This is a genomic window from Terribacillus saccharophilus (assembly GCF_002272745.1).
Lineage (GTDB): Bacteria > Bacillota > Bacilli > Bacillales > Amphibacillaceae > Terribacillus > Terribacillus saccharophilus_B.
Genome location: NZ_NPBD01000007.1, coordinates 530,313 through 545,368, shown reverse-complemented (window position 1 = coordinate 545,368; position 15,056 = coordinate 530,313). Strand labels below are relative to the sequence as shown.

Genomic DNA, 15,056 nt, shown 5'->3' with positions numbered 1-15,056 from the left:
CTATACGAAAAACCAGCTGCCCTATTTGGGGTCAGCTGGTTGGAATGGTATAGGCGGCTGTGATTGTAAGCCGAAATAATATTGAAGATAATCGGCAATACGAATTGAAGCTTGTCCATCTCCATAAGGATTGGACGCTTGTGACATTTCTTCATGCGCTTGTTCATCACGAAGAAGTTTGTCTGCCATTTCAAAAATAGCTTTTTCATCTGTACCGGCAAGTTTCAGTGTGCCGGCTTGAATTCCTTCAGGTCGTTCTGTTGTATCGCGCAGTACAAGCACAGGGACTCCAAGTGACGGTGCCTCTTCCTGGACACCTCCGGAATCTGTCAGAATCAAGTATGCATGGGAAGCAAAGTTATGGAAATCAATCAGCCCTAGCGGCTCAATCAATTGAATTCGTTCATGGTTCCCGAGGATACGATTTGCAATGTCCCGCACTGCTGGATTCAAGTGCACTGGATAGACGATTAGTGTATCTGGATGTGCATCTGCAATCCTTCTGATGGCAGTGAACATATGCTCCATGTTCTCACCAAGATTCTCTCGGCGATGAGCAGTGACCAGCACTAAACGTCTGTCGGCAGCTTGTTCCAGGATAGGATGCTGATAGTTCGGGTCGACAGTAGTCTGTAAGGCATCGATCGCTGTATTACCTGTAACAGCAATCGTTTCTACACTCTTATTTTCATCAAGCAGATTCTGTCGAGCTTGGATAGTAGGTGAGAAATGAAGATCCGCTATTACTCCAGTCAGCTGGCGATTAAGTTCTTCTGGAAACGGGGAATACTTGTTCCACGTGCGCAATCCAGCTTCTACATGCCCGACAGGAATCTGATTATAGTAAGCCGCAAGTGATGCTGCAAAGCTAGTTGTCGTGTCTCCATGTACAAGTACGATATCTGGCTTTATCTCCTGATACAGCTCGTCCAGCCCTTCCATCACCTTTGTGGTGATATGCGCCAGGCTTTGCCGTGCTTTCATGATATTTAAGTCATAATCAGGTTTGATATCAAATATGCTAAGTACTTGATCTAGCATCTCCCGCTGTTGTGCAGTCACCGCGACAATCGTTTCGAACTGCTCTGGCCGCTTTTTCAGTTCAAGCACAAGTGGCGCCATCTTGACTGCTTCAGGACGTGTCCCGAAGACAAGCATGACTCTTTTTTTACTTAGTGCCATACAAACGATCCCCAGCATCGCCAAGGCCTGGTACAATATAACCGTGATCATCAAGTTTTTCATCCATTGCAGCTAGATAAATATCTACATCCGGATGTTCTTTCTTGATCACTTCCACGCCTTCAGGAGCAGCGATTAAGCACATTAGACGGATCTGTTTCGCGCCGCGCTTTTTCAAAGAGTGGATGGCATCATTGGCAGATCCACCTGTTGCAAGCATCGGATCGATAACAATCAATTCACGTTCTTCAATATCAGATGGGAGTTTGATATAGTACTCCACTGGCTGCATTGTTTCCGGATCTCGGTACATTCCGATATGTCCAACACGCGCAGCAGGAATCAAGCGCAGGATACCTTCTGTCATACCAAGACCGGCACGCAAGATCGGCACAAGTCCGATTTTTTTACCAGCAAGTACCTTCGTTTTCGCTTCTACGACAGGTGTCTGAATCGTTGTCTCTTCCATCGGCAGATCACGTGTGATCTCAAACGCCATAAGCGCCGCAACCTCATCCACCAACTCACGGAACTCCTTCGTACCTGTATTCTTATCACGTATGTACGTAAGCTTATGCTGAATTAACGGATGATCCAAAACAAAAACATTACCCATTTCCGAACACTCCCTCTAAAAATATTCAAATCTTTAATAGTATACAGAAGATATTTGCAAAAGAAAAGGGACAATACGAAAAGCGTAAGTGACCGGTAAGAAACGGAGGAATAAGTGAGGGAGCCCGTAGTGGATGATCTTTCCACGCAGGGATTCATCGCTTAGGCCGCAGTTTCTGGTCACTGGAGCTAGACACTAACGAAAAGCGGAAAAGATCACTTGAGTCTGGGACAAACCAGTCCAAGAGGCGGACGGAGCCACTCCGGCAGAATACTCCGCTTTCCTGCGGGCGGCTGGTGAGCCTCCTCGTGCTTTTCACTCCGGGGTCTCACCTAGGCCTTCATCCCGCGGGAGTCTCCGTATTCTGCCTGCACTTATCGTGCTTAAAATCATATCTATTTTGATTTACCCTCGTTTTTTTCAATAAGATTTTTTGTTCCAGCCTCTTTCTGGTTCCTTTCTGATTAAGCAGAAGTTTAAATACAGCATTAATAAAACAAACACAGTTTATGTTATATTGGAAGCACACATTAAATCCCAATTAATTGGAATTAAAGACTATCTTAAGTTGTAAAATGATAAGGAGGGTCCATCTCTAAATGAGTGCACTAATTGTAGTTCCATTGTATCTTATCGCCATATATATCATCTTTAGCTTTTCCCGAAGTAAGGAATCTAAAAGTGCGAAAGGCGAGTTAGCACAATTAAAAGCACTGAGCTGGTCAATATTTATTTTTCCAGTTGGATGGTTATTAATGGAAGTATATCGACGTTTCTCTCAATCCGTTTCGTTAGAAACCTATCGCGATTTTACAACTATGTTATTACCAATTACAATCATAGTTTATGGTATTTCCTTAGTATTATTGAGAAAAGGTTTAAAAGAGACAAAAGCAATAGATTGACAAAACTGCTATAAAAATGCTCCCTAAATCTTTTCACTCCAACAAAATACTCTTTAAAAAAAGAGACAGTCGCCCCTGCGACTGTCTCTCTTCTTTTACTTATAAAGCGGGAAACGATCAGCCAACGCTTTGACGCGACCTTTCACTTCTTCCAATTTCTCTGTATCATCATGATGCTTCAATGTTGTAGCAATGATAGCAGCAAGCTCGTCCATTTCCTCCAGCTTGAAGCCGCGAGTAGTGACTGCTGCTGTACCGATCCGTACACCACTTGTGATGAATGGACCTTCTTTATCGAATGGAATCGTGTTTTTGTTCGTTGTCACACCGACTTCATCCAATGCATGCTCCGCATCTTTACCAGTAAGACCTAGCTTGCTTACATCAAGAAGAAGCAGATGGTTGTCTGTACCGCCAGATACAAGACGGACACCTTCTTTTGTCAAACCTTCCGCAAGGCGCTGTGCATTATCAACAATCTGCTGCGCATAAGCTTTGAAATCATTATCCAGGATTTCTTTGAAACTCACTGCTTTTGCCGCGATGACGTGCATCAGTGGTCCACCTTGCATTGCTGGGAAGACAGCTTTATCGATCTGCTTGGCGTACTTCTCTTTTGTAAGGATCATACCACCACGTGGTCCACGCAATGTTTTATGCGTTGTTGTTGTCACAACATCTGCATAAGGAACTGGCGATTGATGTACGCCTGTTGCAACAAGACCCGCGATATGTGCCATATCGACCATAAGATAAGCTCCGACTTCATCAGCGATTTCGCGGAATTTCGCAAAATCGATTTCACGCGGATAAGCACTTGCACCAGCCACAATCATCTTCGGCTTTACTTCAAGCGCTTTTGCACGTACGACTTCGTAGTCGAGCTGCTCTGTTTCCTGATCCACACCATATTCCGTGAAGTTATACAGCTTACCGCTGAAGTTCACTGGACTGCCGTGGGTCAAATGTCCGCCGTGACTGAGGTTCATCCCAAGAACCGTATCGCCTGGCTCCAAAAATGCGAAATAAACAGCCATGTTTGCCTGTGCACCGGAGTGCGGCTGTACATTGGCATGCTCTGCACCGAAGATTTCCTTTGCTCGGTTAATTGCGAGATTTTCTGCTACATCAACATATTCACAACCGCCATAGTATCTGCGGCCTGGATAGCCCTCCGCATATTTGTTTGTGAGTACGGAGCCTTGCGCTTCCATGACAGCCTGTGATACGAAGTTCTCAGATGCAATCAGCTCGATCTTGTCGTGCTGGCGCCCTCTTTCGTCTTCGATAGCTTGGAATAGTTCTGGATCATTCGCTTGAATATGTTTCATCGAAACATGCCTCCTCGTGTATTGTTGATGTATGTCGTAGCCGGTGTTCAGTCAGGGTACACAGCTCTTACGCCGCCAATCAGTTTAGGTCTTGTATAAGCAGTATTAATCCGGGCACCGCCGATATACCGCTGCTTGAGACGGAATGGTACTGCAACAGGCTTCAGATGCATCCCTATCATCGTCTCCCCGATATCTATTCCGGCATCCGCCCGAATATCTTCGACCAACACAGGATCCTCAAACTGCTCATAAGCGCAAGCAGCCATAGAACCGCCGGCTCTTGCAACAGGTTTCGCGGAAACTTCGGTTAAACCGTATTGCCGACTGATATGCTTCTCTACTACAATAGCACGATTTAAGTGTTCACAGCACTGAAATACGAGATTTATGCCAGTTTCTTTTTTCAGCCATTCCAGCTGCTGGTAAAGCAGTTTTGCAATTTCCATATTCCCCGCACTGCCAATCCGCTCACCAGCTACTTCGCTCGTCGAACACCCGATCAAAAATAAGTCTCCCGTATGCAAATACCCACAGGAAGCGAGCTCCCTTACAACAGTCTGAATATGATCTGCGATTGCTTTCATGTACACCCTTCTCTTTTACTTGTTTTCGTAGTCCGAGATCTTGTTCACGCGATTCTGGTGACGTCCTGCTGTAAATTCAGTTCCAAGCCATGTTTGAACGATTTCACGTGCAAGACCTGGCCCGATTACACGTTCACCCATTGCCAGCATGTTGCTGTCATTATGTTCCCGAGTAGCTTTCGCACTGAACACATCGTGTACGAGTGCTGCGCGGATGCCAGGTACTTTGTTTGCCGAAATACTCATACCGATACCAGTACCGCAAATAAGAATCCCGCGATCAAATTCGCCGTTTGCAACTCTTTCCGCTGCTGGAATTCCGTAATCCGGATAATCTACAGAACCCTCACAATCACAGCCTGTATCCACAAACTCAATATTCAGCTCCGTCAGAAGATCTGCAATTTCCTTACGAAGATTTACTCCACCGTGGTCTGATGTTAGAATTACTTTCATTTTCTTCATCCTTCCTTCCGAATTCCGCGTGATGCACGGATGTTTGTTGTGTAAATTCGAATTGTTTCATTTGGTCTCTAAGCCTGCCTGCTTGCTCCTCGAGTGATGCTGATAATTGCTCCAAGTTATGCATGACAGATGCTTGCTCCTGTACAGAGGCACTCACTTCCTGCGCTCCGGCTGATGCCTGCTCAGCAAGCGTCGCTACACCTTTGGACTGATTTGTAACGGAAGCAATTTCTTCCCGCTGCTGCAGGGTTAGCTTGCCGATTTCCTGAATCGACGTAACAACATGTGTAATGGCTGCTGTCATTTCTTCCATAACGACACTGCTTTCGGAGCCTTTTTCTGCCTCACTCCGTGCCAGTGCCAATTGTTCATCGATTTCCGTAACAACTTGTCCAATATTCTGCTGAATTTCTTTGATGTTAACAGAAATGTCCTGCGCTGCCTGTCTGCTTTCATCCGCCAGTTTCCGAACTTCTTCAGCCACTACTGCGAAGCCTCGTCCCTGTTCGCCAGCACGCGCAGCTTCGATTGAAGCATTGAGTGCAAGCAGATTTGTCTGTTCCGCTATGTCACTAACAAAACGGATAATCTGTTCGATTTCTGAAGCGTTTTTTTCGAGCTGCTTTACATTGTCGATTGAATGCTCCTGTTTTTCTGCGATCATTTGAATTCCCTGTACCAAATCCATCACAACTGTCTGTGAACTGTGCAATTTTCCGACCATTCCATGAGATAGTTCCTGGGACTGATCCGCTTTGGTCCGGACATCCTCAGACAATGCAGTTGCGTTGTCGAGTGACTGCACAATGCTGCCGACCGCACCTGATGTTGATTGAGCTCCATCAGCCATCGTCTGCATAATTCCATCAATTTCAATGACTTTTTCAGATGCAGTCATTGTTTCAGACTGGATCTGTTTAGCGTATTGATCATTCGCCTTCGCATTGGCATCAATGTCTGAGATCATTGACTTCAGGTTATGCAGCATTTTTTGAAAAGCACGTGTCAGCGCACCAATCTCATCATTCGAAGGAACAACTTCCCATTCTTCCTCCAAGCTGCCATCAGCAGCTTTAGTTGCAACCTTTTCCAGATCCTTTAATGGCTTCGTAATAAAGCGGGCTGCGGAAAAGGCTAGTATCCCGGTCCACAAGACACCGAGAAATAGTGTCAGAAGAACGAGTACTGGTGCGGCAACATTCCAATGTTGCTGAACAAAGGGATGCACAATATAAATGAACAATGCACTCACACTATAGGTGACTAATGCGAGAACTGTGGCGAAGATCGCCAGTTTGAGACGCAGACTGAAGCTTTTCATGACATAATCCACCATCCATGCTGATATTTTGGTATGAGAGTCTTTTTACCTACTTCTCATTGTGAATCTTTTCTGCCAATTTATCAACATAGAATTCCAATTCATTCAGAGTCGTCCGGTACACCTCAACAGAACGCCCGAAAGGATCCATGATGTCTGCTGCAGGCATACTTGCCTCGAGCTCCTGAATGTGTGCTATTTCGTGCTGGTGGGCGTACATGAATTCTTTCTGGAATGTAGTAGGATCTCCAGAAAAGCTACTGGCGAATCGAACACGTTTCGTTTCCAGATCAGCATAAGCTTCCTGCAGTGACTTCCAAGCAGCTGCTGCCTCCTGTGAAGCGTATTCCGGTAGTGTATACAGCTTTCCAGCCGCATGCGGATATTGCTCCAGCAATAATTGTTTATGCTGTTCTGTCATCGTCAGGATCAAATCCGCCCAGTCCACACGTTCTCTCGTAACAGGCTTGGATTGATGACCGAAAAGTACCCCAGCCTCCTTCATGACCGTTACCGCCTGATGAGAAGCGGGTGACCCATCATGAGCGAATATACCAGCGGACTGTACCTCCACTTGCGGCAGTCGTTTGCGTACAAGTGCTTCTGCCATCGGACTTCTGCACGTATTGCCAGTACAAACAATTAATAGTTTCATCCAAATTTCTCCTTGCTTCTAAAATGGTGCTACTAGTAGTATACAACAGGTGAGACATTCTTACATCGTCGGGGAAATGGAACCTTTTTTTGTGCTTACGAAAGGCTATAAATCTTTCCAGTACCCGTATAATCAGGATATGACCGACCAAACAGCGAAATCATCTATCTGTTTAAATTCAGCTATATCTTAACACTTATCGTAACTGAAATAGAAAAAGGGAACGTCACCAATCGACGTTCCCTACTGCTCATATTCTTCCTGTTGCTGCTTTTTCCAGCCGGTTCATAATGGCTGTGCCCACTCCATGCTTCTCAAAGCTTTCACAAAGGATGACCGATACATCTGATTTCTTGAAATGTCTGAGCGCATCATACAGATGTTCTGCGACTGTAGAAAGATCACTTCTTGTGCCGCAGATTTGGATCCGTTCACTCTGCAGCATTTGCGCAAGCTCCTCTGTTGCAATGATACCGACCTTCTCACCGGCTTCAGCTAGCTTGTCCGCATGCTGCTGCATCTCTTCGTCCACCAAATATAGCGGAGCTTCCGGTGCATAATGCGTATATTTCATACCTGGCGCCTTCGGTTTCTCTTTCTGCCCACCAGCAAGTCCAGGGTCCACCATCACTGTTCCGATGACCTCTTGAATAGCTTCAGCTGTCACACCGCCCGGGCGAAGTATGACTGGCACTGCTTCCGTACAGTCAACCACTGTGGACTCCAGGCCGATTCCAGTCGGACCACCATCCATAATTCCAGCAATTCGCCCATCCAAATCATGGACCACATGCTCTGCTTTCGTTGGGCTGGGTCTGCCTGATATATTCGCACTCGGTGCAGCAATAGGTAAAGCCACCTCCTGCAAAAGACGTAAGCCTACCGGGTGACTCGGTATCCGGATACCAATTGAATCTAGTCCGGCACTGACATTCGGAGCAACCGCTCCTTTACTTTTCAAAATAATCGTAATCGGTCCAGGACTGAATGCCTCTAGAAGTTTATAAGCAACTTCAGGGACCTCCTCGACAAGGTCTTTCAGCTGCTCCTTGTCCGCCACATGGACGATGAGCGGATTATCAGAAGGACGACCTTTGGCTTCAAATATTTTCCGGACGGCTTGTTCATTTGTTGCATCAGCGCCAAGACCATAAACTGTCTCGGTAGGAAAAGCAACAGCTTCTCCTTTTTTAAGAAGAGCCGCTGCCTCCTCCATCGCTTTTTTATCGAAGGACTGCTGTGACACAGTCCAATGCTTCGTTTCCATCATGGATCAGATGCTCCTTTTGCTAAATATCACTAAGAGCTATGATACCATATGGACTGACAAACCCCAATGTCAGAGCGTCTTCTCCCAAAAGCCTTGCTTCGCTTCGAATCCATACAGAGCCATGAGCTGATCAAGCGTTTCATGATGGCTAATGAGTCGCAGACTGCTTGCTTCACGCCTCCTTGCTTCGATGCTTGCAAGCTCCATGCAAGTTAAGATGATTGTCCCGTTGGCTGGGGGCTTTACGTACATGGAATGTACGCGAAGAGACTGTTCATACTGTTCCAAACAGAAAAAAGCTCGCCATCCTTCTTCCGCCTCTATGATATACCCTTCTTCATATAACTTCTGCTGCTCCATCTTCCAACGAGGCAGACTATTGCCGAAAAACTCATCCAACTTAGACAGCTCACATGCTTGAGCAGGTATTAACCGCATAAAAAGTCCTCCCGTCTATTACTAGTTAATAGATTATATGAACGGGAGGAACATAATATGATTTTAGCTAAACCATTCTAATAGAAAGAATTTCACTTTGGGCTTTTCTTCTTCTAATGGAGCTTCCGCTGCTACATCCACCGGTTCTGCATCTGCGTTCACTTCCGCCTCTGCTACACTAGTGCCGCTGGAGAAATCCAGAAAGCAAAGTGGCGGAAAGAGCACACACCACCAGTTTTCTCCTTCCCCTTCTCCGAGTGTGATCAAGACAGCCTCATACTGCCCTGCCGGATAAAGATAAGAGCCATAAAGCTTTGCCGGAAACGAAATTTCATCACTGTATTCTACATTGAACCCCTGGCTTTTTCCTTGCTCATTCAGCACGCGTGCAACTGTCTTCTTTATCTCAGGCAGCTGTTCTTCAATTAGGTCCCGTGCCTCTTCAATATCCGTCATATCCTTCACCCAGCTATTGATCTGGGCATTCACTTCATCTCTAATCAGACGCTTCAGCTGCTGATCCGCGTCAGAATTACTATTAGCCAGAATACGGAGGCGGATTGCTTCATCGGGAATTTCTTTTACTGCTTGCGAACTATTGCTTACCTGAGCTTCTGTGCCACTTCCAGGATATAAAATATATAAAAATAATAGAACGATTGCGGTTAGGGAAAATAATAGTTTTTTCATATTTGGTACCTCATTTCTTGTGTGTGATGGTACCAGTATGAACAAGCTGGGAGGAATTAAACCTATGAATCTAGTTTTTCAACAAAAAAAGGACTGTGCCTGAGAGCACAGTCCTTCTATTCTTGTATCCAAGCAAACACCATACGGTCTTTACCATTGATATCCTGTCTTACTTCCACTTCTGCCGATGGGAACTTCGCCACTATCATATCGCGGACTGCCGTTCCTTGCTGCCAGCCTATTTCAAAGGCAGCAATAGCTGGAAAAGTGAGTACATCCGATAATCCACTGATGATTTCCTTATAAGCCGCAAGTCCATTATCGTCAGCGAACAGAGCAAGAGTTGGATCAAAGTTTTTCACCGTGTCGGCCATGTGTTCTTTATCCGCCTCATCGATATATGGCGGATTGGAAACAAGCACGTTCACCCTTTTTTCAAGCAACTGGAGCGGTTCCAGGTAACTGCCTTGCTTTAAGCTTATAGATGCACCTAATGTGCGGCTATTGCTTTTGGCAATTAGCAAAGCTCGCTCGGATATATCGGTTGCGATCACTTCAGCTGCAGGAAAAGCAAGCTTCAGAGATGTAGCAATAATGCCGCTGCCTGTACCGATATCAGCAATGGTTAATTCCTGTCCAGCAAGCTGCTGTTTAATTATTTTTTCTACACCAAGTACAAGCTCTTCTGTTTCTGGTCTCGGAATAAGCACATCTCGATTCACATAATAGCGTCTGCCCAGAAACTCCTCTTCTCCTGTCAGGTGCTGGAGCGGAATGCCTGTTTCTGCATGCTCTTCTATATCTTTTCGGAAGGCAGCATATAGCACAGAATCCATTGATTCCCTCATATTCATCAGAAGTTCCGTCTTATTGATGCCAAGATGAAACAGAAGCAAAAGCTCCGCTACTCTTTCTTCACGCTGATGCGTTTGCAGAAATGCGATAGCCTCCTGCAACGCCTGACTGATAGTCGGTTGCTGCTTATTCTCCGATTTGCTCAAGTCTCTTCGCCTGCTCTTCCATGATCAATGCATCGACCACTTCATGGAGCTTTCCTTCCAGAATCTGATCCAGCTTCTGAATTGTAAGTCCGATTCGGTGATCTGTTACGCGGTTTTGCGGGAAATTGTATGTTCTAATACGCTCAGAGCGGTCTCCTGAACCAACAGCTGATTTACGTGCATCATCGTATTCAGCTTGCGCTTCCTGCTGGAACTTATCATAAATACGAGCACGCAAGATTTTCATTGCTTTCTCTTTGTTCTTGATCTGGGATTTCTCATCCTGCATGGACACAACGATTCCAGTCGGCATATGTGTCAGGCGGACCGCAGACATCGTCGTATTTACACTCTGTCCTCCTGGACCGCTGGACGTGAATGTATCCACTCGGATATCTTTGTCTTGAATGTCTACTTCCACTTCTTCTGCTTCCGGCATAACCACTACTGTTGCTGTTGACGTATGGATACGTCCGCCAGATTCTGTTTCAGGAACACGCTGCACGCGGTGAGCCCCGTTTTCGTACTTCAGATTGGAATAGGCATTGGCTCCATTGATCATGAAAATGATCTCTTTGTAGCCGCCAACTCCAGTCGAATTCGCTTCCATCAATTCCGTCTTCCAGCCTTGTGCTTCCGCATATCTGCTGTACATACGATACAAATCACCTGCAAACAATGCTGCTTCATCTCCGCCAGCTGCTCCGCGGATTTCCATAATAACGTTTTTATCATCATTCGGATCCTTCGGTAGCATTAGAATACGCATCTGCTCTTCCAATTCCGGAAGTCTTGGTGACAATTCTGAAATCTCCGCTTTGGCCATTTCGATAATTTCCGGATCTTTTTCCTCGGCAAGCATCGTCTTGGCATCGTCCACTTGTGCGCTGATATCCTTGTATTCGCGATAAGCTTGTACCACATCTGTCAATCCTGCTTGTTCTTTGGAAAACTCACGTAATTTATTGGTATCACTGATCACATCTGGATCACTTAATAATTCATTCAGTTTCTCATAACGGTCTTCTAGTGTTTGTAAACGATCTAGCATAGTGACACCTCTTTCCTTGCTTTATTATAGCTTCTGCCAACAAACCAATCAATTCATGCTAAGTCTTTGGCGAATCTGTTCTGCTGCGTCTTTCTGAGCCTCTATAACCATGTCACAAAACTGATCGAATTCCGGATCTGACCGTTGCCAATCCGGGCGGCGTTCGATATTCTCGATTGCTTCTCTGACACCTTGGTCAAAGCGCTTTGTCGCTGCAAATGACGGCACGAGCCGTTTTATTTTACTTGTATCGAAGACAGCACATTCCGCCTTATCTCCAAGCAGTGATCCTTGCAGATCGGGTCTGCACATTACGAGGAAATCTGTCGACACATGTACTTTATCTACACGCTTTCCTAAAGCGGCTCCGATTATGTCATAAATGCTGTTCCACGTCAGGACTTCATCAGAAGTGATATGCACTGTCTCTCCAATTGCTGCTTGATTTCCCATCAAACCAACAAATCCTTTGGCAAAGTCTGTATTGTGAGTCAAGGTCCAAAGCGAAGTTCCATCACCATGAACGAGAACAGGTTTCCCTTGCTTGATCCTCTCTACTATTTGCCAGCTGCCACCTGCGCCATAGAAAGCCACAGGAATCTTTTTATTGCCATATGTATGGCTTGGACGGACAATTGTTATAGGCAGCCCATTATCCCGATACGCTCTTTGCAGCACTTCTTCTGCTTCGATCTTATCCCGGGAATATTCCCAGTAGGGGTTCACGAGCGGCGTGCTCTCCGTTGTCTTATAGTGACGAGGCGGTTTCTGGTATGCAGAAGCGGAGCTGACAAAAATGAATTGTTTAGTCTTATCTGCGAATAGACGGATATCACGTTCTATATTTGATGCTGTAAAAGAAATGAAATCTGCAACAACATCAAACTGCATATCTTGGATTTTCGCTGCAACTGCTGCTTCATCTGTAATATCGGCTATGATACTTTGACATCCTTCTGGTACAGGTTTCGAGCCGCGATTAAGCAAAAACAGCTCCCACCCTTGTTGTACAGCCAATTCGGTTACTGCTGAGCTGATAGTTCCGGTACCTCCAATAAATAACGCTTTCATCTCTGCCAGTCCCTTCTTTCATTTGTGTAGTTTTAGTTCATTTAAAGGGGCGGATTGGTGTGGCATTTGCGGCATACAGGATAATAGGAGTCATTGCCGCCAATCTGGATCTGATCTCCTGTATACACTGGCTTGCCATCGTCGACCCGCAGGTTCATTGTTGCTTTGCGTGCACAGAACCAGCAGATTGTTTTCATCTCTTCGATTTTATCCGCATAAATGAGCATATAACGGCTTCCTTCGAACAGTTCATTTTGGAAATCATTCTTCAATCCAAAGCCCATAACAGGAATGTCAAATGTATCAACAATTGCCGCCAGCTGGAGCACATGCTCTTTACTTAAGAATTGTACTTCATCAATTAGCACACAATGCGGTGTCGGTTCGTGAGATTTAACGATTTCCATGATATCCGTTTCTTCGAAAATCGGAATGGCTTTTCGTCGTAATCCAATTCTGCTGGAAACATAGCCGACTTCATCTCTTGTATCGATGCCGGAAGTGAAGATAAGAACCGATTTATTTTGTTCCTCGTAATTATTGGCCACTTTCAGTATTTCAATCGACTTTCCACTGTTCATTGCGCCATATTTGAAAAATAATTGTGCCATGTCATTTCTCCTTGTCAAATAAAAAAGATAGTGCCACAGTACACTATCTTTATCCATACTATATCTATCCCACTTATGTATATCTGGATAATCAGTGTACATGTAATGGTAAGCTTTAAAAGGGGTTAGAAGCAGAAAAAACAGGCAAAGGGTGTTTGCCTGTTTTCTTCTTCATATCTTAAGCTATTAGCTCAAGTTGTATTTCTTCTTGAAACGATCTACGCGGCCGCCAGCTTTGTCAGCTTTTTGCTTACCTGTGTAGAACGGGTGAGAAGCTGAGCTGATTTCCACACGAATCAAAGGGTAAGTGTTGCCATCTTCCCATTCGATTGTTTCGTCAGAACTCTGAGTAGAACCAGTCAAGAATTTGTAGTCAGAACTAGTATCTAGAAATACAACTTTGTTATATTTCGGATGGATTTGTTCTTTCATGCGTTAGCACTCCTTTTTGCCCTGAATCCCTTGGAAACAGAGTTTATTGTGAGAGACCGATAACTGTCGTGAAAGCTCACATAACGTGATTATAACAGTCTGTCTAGCCCATTGCAAGAGGAAATCCATGTAATCAGACGCGCTTATTCGTGCCTTTCCGTTTCATGTCCTCTTCCATATTCACGAGGAATTCCTCGTTGTTTTTAGATGCTTTCAAGCGGCGCAGGAATCGCTCGGCAAAGTCATGAGAATCCTGCATTGTCTTGCGGATCGCCCACATTTTATCCAATTGACCTTTCGGGACAAGCAACTCTTCTTTTCTTGTGCCGGAGCGAACCATATCGATTGCTGGGAAGATACGTCTTTCTGCAAGGGAACGATCCAAATGAAGCTCCATATTACCTGTTCCTTTGAACTCTTCATAGATGACATCATCCATGCGTGAGCCCGTTTCGACAAGCGCAGTAGCAAGGATTGTGAAACTGCCGCCTTCCTCGATGTTACGAGCAGCACCGAAGAATCGTTTTGGACGGTGGAAAGCCGCTGGGTCGATACCACCTGAAAGCGTACGTCCGCTTGGCGGAATAACCAGGTTGTAAGCTCGGGCAAGACGTGTAATGCTGTCCATCAGCACAATAACATCCTTTTTATGCTCAACCAAGCGCATCGCGCGTTCCAGTACTAGCTCAGAAACCTTGATATGGTTTTCTGGCACTTCATCGAAAGTCGAACTGACAACATCAACATCCGGATGAACGGATCGTTCGATATCCGTCACTTCCTCCGGGCGTTCATCTACTAGCAAGATAATCAGCTTGGCATCCGGATGATTCGTTGTGATGCTGTTGGCAATCTGTTTCAGCAGCATCGTTTTCCCTGCTTTCGGAGGGGCTACGATCAAACCACGCTGACCAAAACCAACCGGCGTCAACAAATCGATGATACGTGTAGACACTTTGCGAGTCTCGGTTTCCAATTTCATCTGTTTATCTGGATACAAAGCCGTCAGAGCAGGGAAATGTACACGTTCCTTCGCCACTTCCGGATCTTCATTGTTAACTGCATCTACATGCAGAAGACCGTAATAACGTTCGTTTTCTTTCGGCGGGCGGACCTTGCCGGAAACCTTATCCCCATTACGCAAATCGAAGCGTCTGATTTGTGATGCACTGATATAGATATCCTCTGCACTCGGAGCATAATTGATTGGCCGCAGGAATCCGAAGCCCTCGGATGGAATGATTTCCAGTATGCCGTCCATGAAAAGGAAACCATCCTTTTCAGCCTGCGCTTTCAGAATGGCAAAGATTAATTCGCGTTTCGTTAGTTTTGCATAATAGGAAACGCGGTATTCGCGAGCCATCGCGTATAATTCTTTCAAAGTTAATGTTTCTAGTTGAGAAATAGATAGTTCAGCCACAAAATCACCA

17 protein-coding genes are annotated in these 15,056 nt (G+C 45.3%); 1 reads left to right on the top strand and 16 read right to left on the bottom strand.

From position 1 onward, the window contains the following. Positions 1 to 21 precede the first annotated feature (21 nt). Complete coding sequence (wecB, locus tag CHH58_RS09895) at positions 22 to 1,182, bottom strand: non-hydrolyzing UDP-N-acetylglucosamine 2-epimerase (protein WP_095228060.1); 1,161 nt, start codon at positions 1,180 to 1,182, stop codon at positions 22 to 24. Then, positions 1,169 to 1,798 (bottom strand): uracil phosphoribosyltransferase, encoded by a 630-nt coding sequence (upp, locus tag CHH58_RS09890; RefSeq protein ID WP_038564063.1) that lies wholly within the window; start codon positions 1,796 to 1,798, stop codon positions 1,169 to 1,171. The genes wecB and upp overlap by 14 nt, the downstream gene beginning before the upstream one ends. A gap of 599 nt (positions 1,799 to 2,397) precedes the next feature. Here upp and CHH58_RS09885 point away from each other — a divergent pair. After that, complete coding sequence (locus CHH58_RS09885; RefSeq protein WP_095228059.1) at positions 2,398 to 2,703, top strand: hypothetical protein; 306 nt, start codon at positions 2,398 to 2,400, stop codon at positions 2,701 to 2,703. A gap of 95 nt (positions 2,704 to 2,798) precedes the next feature. On the opposite strand, the gene glyA is transcribed toward CHH58_RS09885, so the two are convergent. The 14 genes from glyA to rho all read right to left on the bottom strand — a co-directional run bounded on the left by glyA (position 2,799) and on the right by rho (position 15,046). Next, complete coding sequence (gene glyA / locus CHH58_RS09880; protein WP_095234146.1) at positions 2,799 to 4,034, bottom strand: serine hydroxymethyltransferase; 1,236 nt, start codon at positions 4,032 to 4,034, stop codon at positions 2,799 to 2,801. A gap of 47 nt (positions 4,035 to 4,081) precedes the next feature. Continuing rightward, the gene (locus CHH58_RS09875) at positions 4,082 to 4,621 is read right to left on the bottom strand and encodes a TIGR01440 family protein (RefSeq protein ID WP_095234145.1); all 540 of its coding nucleotides are present in this window, start codon (positions 4,619 to 4,621) and stop codon (positions 4,082 to 4,084) included. Positions 4,622 to 4,636: 15 nt separating this feature from the next. Beyond that, positions 4,637 to 5,077, bottom strand: coding sequence for a ribose 5-phosphate isomerase B (gene rpiB, locus CHH58_RS09870; protein WP_038564056.1), 441 nt, complete (start codon positions 5,075 to 5,077; stop codon positions 4,637 to 4,639). After that, entirely contained in the window at positions 5,031 to 6,407 is a 1,377-nt protein-coding gene (locus tag CHH58_RS09865) for a methyl-accepting chemotaxis protein (RefSeq protein ID WP_170937583.1), read from the bottom strand. The genes rpiB and CHH58_RS09865 overlap by 47 nt, the downstream gene beginning before the upstream one ends. A 49-nt stretch (positions 6,408 to 6,456) precedes the next feature. Further along, complete coding sequence (locus CHH58_RS09860) at positions 6,457 to 7,062, bottom strand: low molecular weight protein arginine phosphatase (protein WP_095262443.1); 606 nt, start codon at positions 7,060 to 7,062, stop codon at positions 6,457 to 6,459. 250 nt (positions 7,063 to 7,312) lie between these two features. After that, positions 7,313 to 8,329 (bottom strand): L-threonylcarbamoyladenylate synthase, encoded by a 1,017-nt coding sequence (locus CHH58_RS09855; protein WP_095228154.1) that lies wholly within the window; start codon positions 8,327 to 8,329, stop codon positions 7,313 to 7,315. Positions 8,330 to 8,401: 72 nt separating this feature from the next. Then, positions 8,402 to 8,770, bottom strand: coding sequence for a hypothetical protein (locus CHH58_RS09850; RefSeq protein ID WP_095234143.1), 369 nt, complete (start codon positions 8,768 to 8,770; stop codon positions 8,402 to 8,404). Between the two features lie 63 nt (positions 8,771 to 8,833). After that, a complete protein-coding gene (spoIIR, locus tag CHH58_RS09845) occupies positions 8,834 to 9,460 on the bottom strand; it encodes a stage II sporulation protein R (protein WP_095234142.1) in 627 nt (208 codons plus the stop codon). 116 nt (positions 9,461 to 9,576) lie between these two features. Then, on the bottom strand, positions 9,577 to 10,461 hold the full coding sequence (prmC, locus tag CHH58_RS09840; protein ID WP_249275089.1) for a peptide chain release factor N(5)-glutamine methyltransferase: 885 nt from the start codon (positions 10,459 to 10,461) through the stop codon (positions 9,577 to 9,579). Further along, the gene (gene prfA, locus CHH58_RS09835; protein WP_095228047.1) at positions 10,442 to 11,512 is read right to left on the bottom strand and encodes a peptide chain release factor 1; all 1,071 of its coding nucleotides are present in this window, start codon (positions 11,510 to 11,512) and stop codon (positions 10,442 to 10,444) included. Before prfA ends, prmC begins: the two co-directional genes overlap by 20 nt. 48 nt (positions 11,513 to 11,560) lie before the next feature. Further along, positions 11,561 to 12,583 (bottom strand): SDR family oxidoreductase, encoded by a 1,023-nt coding sequence (locus CHH58_RS09830; protein WP_095262442.1) that lies wholly within the window; start codon positions 12,581 to 12,583, stop codon positions 11,561 to 11,563. Positions 12,584 to 12,624: 41 nt separating this feature from the next. Further along, positions 12,625 to 13,194, bottom strand: coding sequence for a thymidine kinase (locus CHH58_RS09825; RefSeq protein ID WP_095228043.1), 570 nt, complete (start codon positions 13,192 to 13,194; stop codon positions 12,625 to 12,627). Positions 13,195 to 13,380: 186 nt separating this feature from the next. Beyond that, a complete protein-coding gene (locus CHH58_RS09820) occupies positions 13,381 to 13,626 on the bottom strand; it encodes a type B 50S ribosomal protein L31 (protein ID WP_038564035.1) in 246 nt (81 codons plus the stop codon). A 133-nt stretch (positions 13,627 to 13,759) separates the two neighbouring features. After that, entirely contained in the window at positions 13,760 to 15,046 is a 1,287-nt protein-coding gene (rho, locus tag CHH58_RS09815; protein WP_095228041.1) for a transcription termination factor Rho, read from the bottom strand. Positions 15,047 to 15,056 lie beyond the last annotated feature (10 nt).

Coding starts and splice junctions, on each gene's coding strand:
- wecB (WP_095228060.1), bottom strand. CDS start 1,182: ATGGCACTAAGTAAAAAAAGAGTCATGCTTGTCTTCGGGACACGTCCT.
- upp (WP_038564063.1), bottom strand. CDS start 1,798: ATGGGTAATGTTTTTGTTTTGGATCATCCGTTAATTCAGCATAAGCTT.
- CHH58_RS09885 (WP_095228059.1), top strand. CDS start 2,398: ATGAGTGCACTAATTGTAGTTCCATTGTATCTTATCGCCATATATATC.
- glyA (WP_095234146.1), bottom strand. CDS start 4,034: ATGAAACATATTCAAGCGAATGATCCAGAACTATTCCAAGCTATCGAA.
- CHH58_RS09875 (WP_095234145.1), bottom strand. CDS start 4,621: ATGAAAGCAATCGCAGATCATATTCAGACTGTTGTAAGGGAGCTCGCT.
- rpiB (WP_038564056.1), bottom strand. CDS start 5,077: ATGAAAGTAATTCTAACATCAGACCACGGTGGAGTAAATCTTCGTAAG.
- CHH58_RS09865 (WP_170937583.1), bottom strand. CDS start 6,407: ATGAAAAGCTTCAGTCTGCGTCTCAAACTGGCGATCTTCGCCACAGTT.
- CHH58_RS09860 (WP_095262443.1), bottom strand. CDS start 7,062: ATGAAACTATTAATTGTTTGTACTGGCAATACGTGCAGAAGTCCGATG.
- CHH58_RS09855 (WP_095228154.1), bottom strand. CDS start 8,329: ATGGAAACGAAGCATTGGACTGTGTCACAGCAGTCCTTCGATAAAAAA.
- CHH58_RS09850 (WP_095234143.1), bottom strand. CDS start 8,770: ATGCGGTTAATACCTGCTCAAGCATGTGAGCTGTCTAAGTTGGATGAG.
- spoIIR (WP_095234142.1), bottom strand. CDS start 9,460: ATGAAAAAACTATTATTTTCCCTAACCGCAATCGTTCTATTATTTTTA.
- prfA (WP_095228047.1), bottom strand. CDS start 11,512: ATGCTAGATCGTTTACAAACACTAGAAGACCGTTATGAGAAACTGAAT.
- CHH58_RS09830 (WP_095262442.1), bottom strand. CDS start 12,583: ATGAAAGCGTTATTTATTGGAGGTACCGGAACTATCAGCTCAGCAGTA.
- CHH58_RS09825 (WP_095228043.1), bottom strand. CDS start 13,194: ATGGCACAATTATTTTTCAAATATGGCGCAATGAACAGTGGAAAGTCG.
- CHH58_RS09820 (WP_038564035.1), bottom strand. CDS start 13,626: ATGAAAGAACAAATCCATCCGAAATATAACAAAGTTGTATTTCTAGAT.